The 11,022-nt window shown below is 42.3% G+C and carries 15 protein-coding genes and 1 pseudogene; 8 read left to right on the forward strand and 8 right to left on the reverse strand.

Features of this window, described 5'->3' with window-relative positions; all coding sequences use genetic code 11:
* Positions 1-25 precede the first annotated feature (25 nt).
* Positions 26-1,270 (reverse strand): MFS transporter, encoded by a 1,245-nt coding sequence (locus CLV98_RS09710; RefSeq protein ID WP_109674130.1) that lies wholly within the window; start codon positions 1,268-1,270, stop codon positions 26-28.
* 577 nt (positions 1,271-1,847) lie between these two features.
* On the opposite strand from CLV98_RS09710, the gene CLV98_RS09715 reads away from it, so the two are divergent.
* The gene (locus CLV98_RS09715) at positions 1,848-2,990 is read left to right on the forward strand and encodes an alpha/beta hydrolase family protein (RefSeq protein ID WP_109674131.1); all 1,143 of its coding nucleotides are present in this window, start codon (positions 1,848-1,850) and stop codon (positions 2,988-2,990) included.
* Positions 2,991-3,050: 60 nt separating this feature from the next.
* Positions 3,051-3,455, forward strand: coding sequence for a hypothetical protein (locus tag CLV98_RS09720; protein ID WP_109674132.1), 405 nt, complete (start codon positions 3,051-3,053; stop codon positions 3,453-3,455).
* A 254-nt stretch (positions 3,456-3,709) separates the two neighbouring features.
* Here CLV98_RS09720 and CLV98_RS24155 read toward each other — a convergent pair.
* Positions 3,710-3,913: pseudogene (locus CLV98_RS24155) on the reverse strand (helix-turn-helix domain-containing protein); the annotation flags it as partial.
* 12 nt (positions 3,914-3,925) lie between these two features.
* The gene (locus tag CLV98_RS09730; RefSeq protein WP_146202254.1) at positions 3,926-4,132 is read right to left on the reverse strand and encodes a hypothetical protein; all 207 of its coding nucleotides are present in this window, start codon (positions 4,130-4,132) and stop codon (positions 3,926-3,928) included.
* 88 nt (positions 4,133-4,220) lie between these two features.
* On the opposite strand from CLV98_RS09730, the gene CLV98_RS24320 reads away from it, so the two are divergent.
* Positions 4,221-4,358, forward strand: a complete 138-nt coding sequence (locus CLV98_RS24320; RefSeq protein WP_158281224.1) for a hypothetical protein — start codon at positions 4,221-4,223, stop codon at positions 4,356-4,358.
* A gap of 38 nt (positions 4,359-4,396) precedes the next feature.
* On the opposite strand, the gene CLV98_RS09735 is transcribed toward CLV98_RS24320, so the two are convergent.
* The 5 genes from CLV98_RS09735 to CLV98_RS09755 all read right to left on the reverse strand — a co-directional run bounded on the left by CLV98_RS09735 (position 4,397) and on the right by CLV98_RS09755 (position 6,857).
* Positions 4,397-4,657: a hypothetical protein gene (locus CLV98_RS09735; protein ID WP_109674135.1), complete on the reverse strand. Its 261-nt coding sequence runs from the start codon at positions 4,655-4,657 to the stop codon at positions 4,397-4,399.
* A 72-nt stretch (positions 4,658-4,729) separates the two neighbouring features.
* Entirely contained in the window at positions 4,730-5,170 is a 441-nt protein-coding gene (locus tag CLV98_RS09740) for a VOC family protein (protein WP_109674425.1), read from the reverse strand.
* Positions 5,171-5,223: 53 nt separating this feature from the next.
* Positions 5,224-5,754, reverse strand: coding sequence for a DinB family protein (locus tag CLV98_RS09745; protein WP_211320006.1), 531 nt, complete (start codon positions 5,752-5,754; stop codon positions 5,224-5,226).
* An 18-nt stretch (positions 5,755-5,772) separates the two neighbouring features.
* Entirely contained in the window at positions 5,773-6,207 is a 435-nt protein-coding gene (locus CLV98_RS09750) for an SRPBCC family protein (protein ID WP_109674136.1), read from the reverse strand.
* Between the two features lie 71 nt (positions 6,208-6,278).
* The gene (locus CLV98_RS09755; RefSeq protein ID WP_109674137.1) at positions 6,279-6,857 is read right to left on the reverse strand and encodes a Crp/Fnr family transcriptional regulator; all 579 of its coding nucleotides are present in this window, start codon (positions 6,855-6,857) and stop codon (positions 6,279-6,281) included.
* 450 nt (positions 6,858-7,307) lie between these two features.
* Between CLV98_RS09755 and CLV98_RS09760 the strand changes: the two genes are divergently transcribed.
* The 5 genes from CLV98_RS09760 (at position 7,308) to CLV98_RS24160 (ending at position 10,771) form a co-directional block, all read left to right on the forward strand.
* The gene (locus CLV98_RS09760; protein WP_109674427.1) at positions 7,308-7,943 is read left to right on the forward strand and encodes an SDR family oxidoreductase; all 636 of its coding nucleotides are present in this window, start codon (positions 7,308-7,310) and stop codon (positions 7,941-7,943) included.
* Between the two features lie 172 nt (positions 7,944-8,115).
* Positions 8,116-9,168 (forward strand): glycoside hydrolase family protein, encoded by a 1,053-nt coding sequence (locus CLV98_RS09765; protein ID WP_146202255.1) that lies wholly within the window; start codon positions 8,116-8,118, stop codon positions 9,166-9,168.
* A 580-nt stretch (positions 9,169-9,748) separates the two neighbouring features.
* On the forward strand, positions 9,749-9,916 hold the full coding sequence (locus tag CLV98_RS23425; RefSeq protein ID WP_158281225.1) for a hypothetical protein: 168 nt from the start codon (positions 9,749-9,751) through the stop codon (positions 9,914-9,916).
* A 377-nt stretch (positions 9,917-10,293) separates the two neighbouring features.
* Complete coding sequence (locus CLV98_RS09780; protein ID WP_109674140.1) at positions 10,294-10,485, forward strand: type II toxin-antitoxin system RelB/DinJ family antitoxin; 192 nt, start codon at positions 10,294-10,296, stop codon at positions 10,483-10,485.
* 100 nt (positions 10,486-10,585) lie between these two features.
* A complete protein-coding gene (locus tag CLV98_RS24160) occupies positions 10,586-10,771 on the forward strand; it encodes a type II toxin-antitoxin system mRNA interferase toxin, RelE/StbE family (RefSeq protein WP_374755185.1) in 186 nt (61 codons plus the stop codon).
* The last annotated feature ends 251 nt before the right edge of the window (positions 10,772-11,022 follow it).

The raw sequence follows: 11,022 nt of genomic DNA on the forward strand, positions 1-11,022 counted from the left end.
AGGTTCTCGATTAGAAAGTCGGACCCTATCGAATATCCAGGCCTTCTGGAGGTGAGGCCTTGGCACCCACGGGTTTGTACAAAAACCGTAAGTGAACGATGCCAATAAATAAGGCCAAGATACCTTCGCCTAGTACCGTGTTTTGCACCCCAATGTACTTGGTTACCGTGCTGACTAGCAAACTGCCAATTGGAACCATGGCCGAATAGGACATGACGAATAGGCTGATGACCCGCCCACGCATGGCCGGGGCTACGGAGGTCTGGATTAGGGTATTACTGATCGTAACCTGCGACATCATACCAAAGGCACCGATCATGATAAAGAGGAGGGCCAGGGGGTAGACGGTTGTATGAGAGAATAGGATTAACCCAAATCCAAAAACAAAGGTGTTGATGGCTAGCACCTTACTGAGGTTCGTTTCGGGCATTAAGGATGCGAGGAAAATGGCGCCTATAAAGGCCCCTAGTCCTATGGCGCTGTCGATAAATCCAAAAGTCTTGGCCGTTCCATTGAAAATGTCTTTGGCATAGACGGGCATTAGAGTGGTAAAAGGTAAACCAAAGAGGCTAATAGCCGATAACATCAGGATGATAAAGCCGATAGAAGGGGTTTCTTTTACGTATTTTATTCCGTCTTTAAGGTCGCCCAAAATATTTTGGGTACGTTCCTTGGCGATATGCTTGGGTAAACGAATCAGGCTAAGGGATCCTATAACCGCTACAAAACTTAGGGCGTTAATGCCGAAACATACTACTTCCCCCCAATGGGCTATCGCTACGCCGGCCACGGCCGGCCCCAATAATTTGGACAAGTTGACCATTGACGAATTTAATGCTACCGCATTGGGCAGGTCTTTTTTATCGTCGACCATGCTGAACACCAACGATTGCCGAGCGGGTACGTCGAACCCGTTGATGATTCCCAATAGAACACTCAATCCAATGATTTCCCAAACGGCGTTATCTTTATAATAAACGACCAGGGTTAGCAATAAAGCCTGAACCATCGATAATATTTGAGTCGCCAACAGGACTCGGTACCGATCGTATCGGTCCGACACCACCCCACCTAAGGAGGTAAACAGGGCAGAGGGCATCAAGGTGGCAAAAACACTTAGACCAAGCATCGTTTTGGAGTGGGTGTAGGAGTATATTACCCAGCTTACGGCCGTTTTCTGCATCCAAGTGCCCAGCAATGAAATGGACTGACCCATAAAGAAAAGACGATAATTATGGCTTTTGAATGCACGAAAGGTATTCTGGTTCATAGGAGCAATAGGTAGTATTTTAATTTTGCACATACAAAAATAGAGTGCCTGACCGTGTGGATAGGGACGTTCGGCCGTATTGTCAATAGGTCCATCTGTCTGGCTATTCCCACTGGAATATGTGCATTACCTAAGAGGTTCAACGAAAATTAGCCACTAAAGTTTCAGCTCAGCTGTGGCCAGGGTATATTTTTGTCAGTGGCTACAGGGCCGACATAGGAACTGATGTGCTGGTGGGGGTTAGAGGATTTTATTCGATACGACTATAGTTTTCTATCCGCTTTTCTAGTCCGTAATCTCAACATGGAAGTGCCATATAATGGGCCCGGGAAGCCCAGCCCCCATCGTGCCGACGGGGTAATTGGGTAGCCATCACCGATCGGAAAAATATCAGTCAGGAAGAGGTACGTGAGGGAGTTTTTAAACTGCACCCTCATTCATGAAGAGCAGAATTCTACCCTATTCGTTGTGGATCAGCCTTAAATAGTTGGTATGGATTAATATTTTGGGGACGTCGGTATCAATTGTAACCATAATTAAGCTATTTTAGCAGAGGTTTGTTCTTATCGTTTCTGTCATGAAAAAAACGGGTTATATAGCTTTTTTCGTCGTGGCCTTGGCAGGTCTTTTCTATCTGGTTTTAACGGAAAAGCCCGCCCTAAGGCATTCTCAGGAGCCAATTCCACCGTATCCCTATTATAGTGAGGAAGTGTCCTTTAAAAATATAGAAGATAGTATCACGTTATCGGGAACGTTGACCATACCAAATAAAGAAGGCAATTTTCCGGTGGTGATACTAATCACGGGAAGCGGACCACAAGACCGGAATGAAGAAGTGTTTGGACATAAGCCTTTTCTTGTTATTGCCGACTATTTTACGCGCCAGGGATTAGCTGTCTTGCGGTATGACGACAGGGGTATTGGAAAGTCTACGGGTTCTTTCATGACAGCCTCATCACAAGACTTTGCTTCAGACGCCATAAGTGCTTTGAACTATCTGAAGACAAGGAGTGAAATAAATGTCCAGAAGATAGGTCTTTTAGGACATAGTGAGGGAGGGCTGGTGTCGGCCATCGCGGCTTTTCAGTGCAAGGAGGTGCGCTTCGTTATTTCTTTGGCAGGCCCTGGCGCCAGGGGGCTAGAAGTGCTCGGCTTGCAGACCGAATTGATCGCAAGAGTTGGTGGTGTTAATGAAGCTGGTATTGCTTTGATTAAAAAGTCTAATCGAGAAGTCGAAGAAATATTGAATACTACTCCTGATACGACTGTGTTGAGAAAGGCGCTAATGGCTTACTTTAAGGCCAATGCAAAACAATTTCCAGAAGAAATGGTACCTCCGGGTCAATCGAAGGCCATGTTTTTTGAAAATTCCGTCAATTTCATGTGTACGCCCTGGTACCAGTGGTTATTAAAGGTAGATCCAGCCGATTTTTATGGAAAAATTGCTTGTCCGGTACTGGCACTGAATGGATCGAAAGACTTACAAGTAGATGCAAAACAAAATTTGCCTCTCATTTATAAAGCCGTCAAAAATGGAGGGAACCCTAACGTTGCCATAAAGGAACTACCAAACCTCAATCATTTTTTTCAAAATTGTAATTCGGGGCATCCGAATGAATACGCCGATATTCAGGAAACTTTTTCTCCCCTGGCACTGACGACAATGACTGACTGGATTTCTATGACTATTGATCAGAACATTAATCGGCTGTCCCAATGAAAAAAGGTTGCTAGTATAGAGAAGCGATTAAAACTGTACCCATTTAAAAATGAAATAACAATGGAAAATAGGTTTTTACTAATATCAATGATCTGTTTTTTGAGTTCCTGTAGATTCGAGTTGGATAAGGATCCAGAGATGATTCAATTTGTCTTCTACAATTCAGACAAAACTGTATTTGAGGAAGTAAAGATTATAGCCTTTGAGTTAAAAAATGGTATGTTAACCCCAGTTGATTCTGTATATCACTATCCACTAAAATCTCCTAGTATACCGTACTATAGTAATATAGGGATTGGTTTTTTGGCAAACGATATAGATTCTCTGCAATCAGGGTTCTTTCAGGCTATCGCTATAAAAAAAGATAGTACCGTTTTTAAGATTCCGATAGGTGAAATCGAAGGCAAAGCTACTAAGCGCTCATTCAGTATTGAAATGACCAGTAGTGGAATTCAGGCACAGTAACTTCAAACTGATAATAAGTTTGCCCAATATTTCTTTGTTAGGACCAAATTAACTTTAAATAGAATGGGGGCACTAATGGAAAATCTTTAAATTCCGAATGAAGAACCCTCACAGAATATATGGATGCTACTAGCGCCACAGGGAAAATTATGATTGATTTGTTTAAAATGGCTGAGCACTATAGGCGTATCGCATTGTTGAAGGAAGAGGATCCGACCCATTAGTCTTTTAGCAGCTTTAACATAGATGGACTTTTATTTTATTACTTCCTGCGAGGCGGCCATGAATTCCTTTGGCGTTAGGCCCGTAAATTTTTTGAAATGGCTGATAAAGTGTGACTGATCAAAAAATCCTACATCCAGGGCCGAGTCCAGAACGGTACTGGTCAACATTGGACTATGGATGAGTTGCTTCATCCGCACTATATTGGCATATTGCTTTGGAGATGCGCCAATGGTTTTTCGGAATCTCTATTCAAATGCATCCAAACTCATATTCAGACTAGAGGATAACTCCTTAATGCTGATGAAACCATTAACGGCTTTTATTTTTTCGATTGACCTATCGATAATTAGATCGGTATTTTGAAAATGGAGGTTAGCGATCAGGAATTTTTGAAGAATCTGTATTTTCTTTGTGATGGAATCGGTCAGAGCCAGCCGTTCTTCTAAAGCCATTAAATCAGAGGATCTAAAGAAATGATCCGTAGAAAAATTGAGAAAGGACAATTTATATGTTCCGCCTTCCTGAAACTCCCTGTAATGCATGTTACAGCTAAATCCATATGGAGGGAGCCAAGTGCAAAAGGCCTGGGAGTTTGAAAATGCCCGGAAGACTTTCTCTGGAGGGGTCGATAGTGCCCGTTATAAGGTTACTGAGTTGCTCATAATACAATTATTTTGATGCGGTAGCACGCTCTCTTTGAGTGTCTAGGGTTCTTGTTAGAGGTCTTCAGTAGCGACCGGTATGGCAGGGCAAGGAGGAAGGTCTGAAAGCACCTGGGCGACAACCCCCAGGTGCTTCAGATGTTTACTCAGCCGCCTTTTATCAATGGTCTCCCAAGCCGATTCTACCCTAAGAATGTTGTCACAATCCTCTAGGTCAAAGTTGATTTCATAGGCAGGGAAGAGGGCGCCCAGATGTTGTAAAAGAAGGTTTGCCTGATGTTGATTCTCCACGTTCGTGCTATACACCTCCACCATATTCTTAAAATATAAGTTCGGAAATAATCATTGAATGGTAAAAAATCTAGTATTTGCTTCTTGATATGAAGATTACTCGTTTTCAAGTAGATCGTGATTTACCATCCAGTTGATGCCGAATTGATCTTTCAACATTCCAAAATAAGAGCCCCAAAAAGTTTCGTCTAAGGGCATAGTTATGGTGCCTCCTTCCGAAAGTTTCGCAAATAACGAATCCGCCTCTTCTTTGGAATCTACATTTAAGGATATTGAAAAGTTATCTCCCATCGTTACATCCGGTCCAAAGCCGGGTACTGTGTCGCTGCCCATTAAAACAGTTTCTGTACTAATGGGAAGAGACACATGCATCAGCCTGTTTTTCATCTCGTTCGAAAGCTCCGGCATACCTTCTTCTGGAGGCATCTCACCAAACCGGCTTAGATCTTTAAATTCTCCGCCGAGCGCCGATTGATAAAAATTAAATGCCAGCTCGCAGTTTCCTTGAAAAGTTAAATAAACATTTACTTTTGCCATGATTTTATCGATTTCGTGATTAAATTTTAAGGTGTTTCCCGAATTTTGATTGTTCAATAGCTCAGACTGTCGTCTATGTCGTAGCGCATACCTTTTAGGCCGAGTAGTTTTCGCATCAAGCCAATCTGGCCCAGAAGATAATCCTCTCTACCTATGCACATCCCTATCATATTCAGCACGTTTTCCTTAACGAAGGAAACGTTCATTCCGAAGGGATAATCCATTTCGAGGAGTTCGTCGGGTGCTATAAGCAGCATTTCATACACTTTAGGGGAAATGATTGCAAAACTGTCCTTTAGCTCTTCCAGTGTGGGGTAGGCAAAGTTTTCATCCAATGCCCTGGCTTCGTTAAATAAGTGCTCATAAGGGTCTTTATCGTCTATACCCAACAGGTTGCCGATCCAATACCGGCAGTTAACCAGGTTTCCAGCCATCCAGACGACATGGTTGGTGTTGTTGTCCATTCGCCTTAATGCCGCTTCTTCGGAAATACCGTCCAATGCATTTCTAAAACTTTGTGAATGCATGCGATAAGCAGGAATGATAATGTCCAGTTTTTTTGATACTGAAGTGTCTATAGTCATCGTATTAATTGGTTAAATTTAGGATTCAGAATATTGCTTGATCCGCCCTAAGGCCTTAGGAAATGCATCGTTGAAATATTCCTCCATTTCTGGGGTAATATCCATAATCACCTGTAATTCGATACTTGTGTCAGATTCTTTCTTTAGAAAATAAATCTCCTTGGCCCCTTGCCAAGTTGTTGCGGTTTCTACGCCCTCTTTCAACTCCTTTTGATGCGAGAATACCATCTGCTCATTGACGATCAATTTTTCGACCAGTGAACGCATACCATCCCCATTTTTGGCTAGAAAATCAATGGTATGTCCCTGCTTCAAGTCTCCTTTATAATGGCTGCCTTCCATAAAGACACTGGTCCATTTTTCGTACGTTTTAGGCTGCCACAGAACTTCCCAGATTCTTTCTCTAGGAGCATTTATAGAGACAGAAAATGATATGGTTTTAAGTTTTTCCATTGCCTACCCGATTTGATTTCTCAAAGTTAGATATTGGAAAAGCAAGGCCACTTTACCTATGTCAAGAAATGCTAGTTGGTAATCATTTCCTTGCGAATACGGCTGAGGGAGGTGTCTGCAATGCCTAAGTAAGAGGCAATCTGTTTCAGGGGAGCCTGTTGCACAATTTGAGGTCGGTGTTCTATCAATTGTAAATATCGCATGGAGGCAGAGTGTGTAATCATTTCAATAGAGCGCTGCTGCGTCTGGAATAGTTGTCCAGACATCCATTCCCGGCCCCATTCCCGTATCGATTCCATGCTATGGTATAAATATTGAAAATCGTTAAATTCAATCTTCCACACGACGGCATCGGTGACAGATTGTATATTCTGTATGGATGGTAGGTGTTGAAACAAAGACGACACTTCATTCGCTATTTCATTTTCGCAGATAAACTGGGTGGTGATTTCTTGGCCATTAAAATCATTCACGAAAAAGCGTATCAACCCTTTTTCTACCAGATAATAAGCATTAGAAGTTTTGCCTTCCCGCAGTAAAAAATCGTTTTTCGATAAGATCACCCTTTGATGTAAGGAGGCTATAATTTCTAAATCCTCTGGGTTCATCAGCGGATGACTGTAAATTTTTTGAAATAGTGTGTCTGCCATAATTTTGGTTTACCGTGAATATATAAATCTTCAATTGTGGAAAGAATAGGATCTGTCTTGATTCTGACATCCCAAATAATTTAAACTACTGACTATGAGTATATATTAACTGATAATTTTACATAAAGCTAAATTAAAAAGTTGAGTAAGCTAATCTCTAGAAGCTAAGTTTTTCGGGATTAGCATGTACAGTTCCGTTTTAAACGGAAAGCACAACAGTCTGTCAACGCACTACGCGAACCCCTCCTGCGCTTTTACCCCCTATCGGCACGACTATTGTAGGTCAGCAGGTATATCCATACCATCGTGACCAGCAATGGCGCGTCCTTCTTGATTTTATATGCTGAACCATGGAGGGAGACTTCCATGACCTACCGGCAAGGATGGCCCGCAGACGAGGCTATATGGTTAAGGGTATTAACAAATTATTTTCAACTAAATAGGAATACGATGCATAACGAAAAGCAAAATATATTGGTAGCGGGGGCGAATGGAACGACAGGCAAGATCATTATTGATTTATTGAAAAAGTCTGAGAAATATACGCCTGTCGCCATGGTGAGAGAACAGGAGCAAAAAGAAGCGTTTGAAAAGGAGAACGTATCTGCCGTACTGGCCGATTTGGAAAAAGACCTCAGTCAGGCAGTGATGAACGTGCATAAAGTGATTTTTGCTGCAGGATCAAAGGGGAAGAATGTAGAAGGGATCGATCGGGATGGGGCCAAGCGCCTTACAGATGCTGCCAAAGAAGCGGGTGCAACCAAGTTTGTAATGCTTAGCTCTATGGGTGCCGACAACCCTTCGGCCAATGAGGATCTAAAAGCATATTTACAGGCCAAACAAGAGGCTGATGAGCACTTGATGGCAAGCGGTATGAATTATTCCATTATTAGGCCCGGCTCATTGTCAAACGAAAAAGGGACTGGCAAAATAGAGTTACAGGAAAAATTTGAAAGGCAGGGGAATATTACACGAGCCGATGTAGCCCAGACTCTGGTTGCAGTTTTGGAAGACGGAGTACAGCAAAATCAGGTATGCGAAATTTTAAGTGGAAAGATTCCTATAGAGGTAGCCGTACGCGCATAGGCATAAACGTAAATGATTTTTAGGAGTCTATTCCTTAATTGTACCTTTGAAGCGAGTCTGAGTAGATTAGAGTCTCCCCTTGCTTTCCGAATCATCATTTCTCATGATAGGCACACGACGATTTGGGTTTTGATATTTTCCAGAGATCATTTTACAAAGTAAGAGCAAAGACATGCTGAGAACTGCATTAGTGATGGTACTGCTATCCATTTTGGGGCACAAGGCGATTTCGCAATCGAGCTATTCCCCGCCTTTATTTGAAGGAAAAATTACCGATATAGATGATACCAACATTTTCCGCACCAAGGATTATTATAATTGGTGCGGATCGATCGTAAAGTCCGAGGATGGGCTCTATCATATGTTTTATTCCCGCTGGCCCAAAGCGACAAAATTCACCGGCTGGCTACTGTACTCTGAGGTAGCCCATGCGGTGTCGACCACTCCCAGCGGGCCCTGGGAGTATAAAGAAACGGTACTGAAGGGCAGGGGTGCAGGACATTGGGATGCCATCACGGCGCATAATCCTAAGATCAAATTTTTCGAAGGCAAGTACTACCTGTATTATATCTCCACGAACATGGGCGATAGGGCCTATAGCGAGGATGAACTCATGGAAATTAGCCATAAAGGATATACCCATCCTAAATGGGGGATTTTACGCCCTAACCAAAGGACTGGTGTGGCCGTAGCCACCTCCTTGGAGGGCCCTTGGGAGCGTTTCGATGCACCCTTAATCGAGCCTTCGGGGCCAATCGCCACTTTGACCGTAAACCCAGCCATCGACCGGGGTCGGGATGGACGCTACTATCTCATTATAAAAGGGGACAAGCCCAATGAAACCAAGTTTATTAGAAATCAGGCCATGGCCATCTCAGACAGTCCATTGGGCCCGTTCGTCATTCAACCCAAGCCGGTGATCGATTATATTGACACGGAGGATATGTCCCTTTGGTACGATCAAAAAAGGAATAAATATTTCGGTATTTTCCATGCCCATAAATTCATAGGCCTGGTAAGCTCCGACGATGGCATTCATTGGGAAAAGGCTCAGGAGTATGAGGTGATGCCTAAGAAAATAAATAGAAAGGATGGCACTACCATGGTCCCCGACCGTCTAGAACGGCCCTTTGTGTATAGGGAGGATGGTGACCTACAGGTGCTGGGCCTGGCCTGTAAGCTGGGCGACGACTCCTTTATTATAACCATTCCTATCAACGAATGAGGGCGATCTGGTAGGGCTAGGAAGGTGGAAACCTTTTTTTTATATTAAATCTGGAAAATTGCTGGGGTTTCAGTTCGTGGAATGGTCCTGGCCTGAAGCGCATACTTTGGTCAATAGCCCGGAGTCGATCCTGATAAGCGGGTTCCCGGATGCTAATTAAAAGATTGTTTAAAGGCAAGGGGTGAAGTGTTGGTTTTACTCTTAAATAACTTCATTTCTTCGGCAAGTGCTTCGGTAAAGCCGGCTACGGCAAATTTGGTGGAACAATAGATCCCAAACCCAGCAAAGTTGCCCGTATAGCCGCCAATATTCCCAAGCCTTTAGACGCCCCGGTTATAAACCATACTTTTTTAGTGTTCATCTTTTTAGTGTTTTAAATTTACACTGCAAAGTTGCCAATGCCCAGCCGTTAATACTTTTCCAAATCTATCGAAGGCTTAGCAAAATCTACTTTTATGTGGTTCTCTTCCGGTATTACTTACCGTTCACTCATTTTGTCGAAAGATTTAGTAGGGTATATGTTGGTGAATGGTGTGATATGGATATTTTTATCAATCTGAATATAAAACGTATTGATAGGATGGGATCTACTGGAGTTTTAATCGTGGTATTTATTCTGGCGGCCTTGCTGCTGTTCATAGGGATCAAAAAGAGGAATAAGCTGCTGATCACAGTGGCCTCAGTAGGCCTTTCTACATTATTTCTTGTCGTTTTGGCTATCCTGTATGCCGTTAAGTATACGATGTGATCCTTTTATGTATAAGTCGGTAGGGGAGTATTTCCCCTAGTAGGGATAGCCTTTTTAGTAGGTTATGTTTGGTCTTTGGAATAGACCACAAAAAAGCCCCCTCCCCCGATCCTCCATTTTTTCGCCGTTCCCGGACCCTATTTCCCTTCAATAACCTTCCCTCGCCGACTGCCGACTGCCGACTGCCGACCACCTTCCCAAAGGGATAAGGGTAGACCTGTTGCGAAAGTCATTGAAATTGAGGAACTTTTGGACTTAAGCGGGAAGAAAATTGAGGTGGAAAATGTTTAAAATAGTAGTTCTTGAATTTGTCAACATAACCTAAAGGGGGTTATATTTGTTTATAAATGAAGCAACCTTTTTAACTGTATAAAAAAATGATAACGTTCACAATTGAGTTGCCAGAGGAAGAAAGCTCCTTTTTTAAGGAATTTTTAAGCAAGATTCATGGTAAAATTATTTCGGAGGAAAGAGTTCCTAATAAGGAAACTATTAAGGCCATGAAAGAGCTTAAAAATGGGAAAGGTAATAGGGCAGGAAGTGTTGATGAGTTTTTGAAATTAGTATAGTCATGTTTGAAATACTATACTCAACGAAATTTCTTACAGATGCTAAATTACTCAAAAAGCGTAGTTTAAGGGATTTTGATGAATTGGCGAATGTGCTAGAATATTAGCAGATAAAGGGCATAAGGGACTGGATAGGAAGCATAATGCCCATAAATTAAGAGGTGGATATAGTGGCTATTGGGAATGTCATGTTCGACCAGATGTATTACTTATTTGGGACGAAAATGAAAAACTAATGCTACTGGAATTGGTAAGAACGGGTACGCACTCCGACCTGTTTAAATAATAAATCAATGCAAATCACAAGAAAAGTCATGGGAGATAATAATGGCTATTTTGTTGAATTCACTCCAAAAAAAATGATTTTACCTCTTTTGAGCTAGCTCGAATGATGGATTTTATCTCAACTATTATACAGTGGCAAGTCCCAAAGGAGAGGTTCAATATTGAATTCGCAAAGATTAAGGATCTTGAGCGGCATTTTGAAATCCGTGATCTTGATGTACTATAAAAGAGCTGGTCTCAAAAAACCAAGAC

The organism is Dyadobacter jejuensis (assembly GCF_003149085.1).
In the GTDB taxonomy this organism is placed as follows: Bacteria; Bacteroidota; Bacteroidia; order Cytophagales; family Spirosomataceae; genus Dyadobacter; species Dyadobacter jejuensis.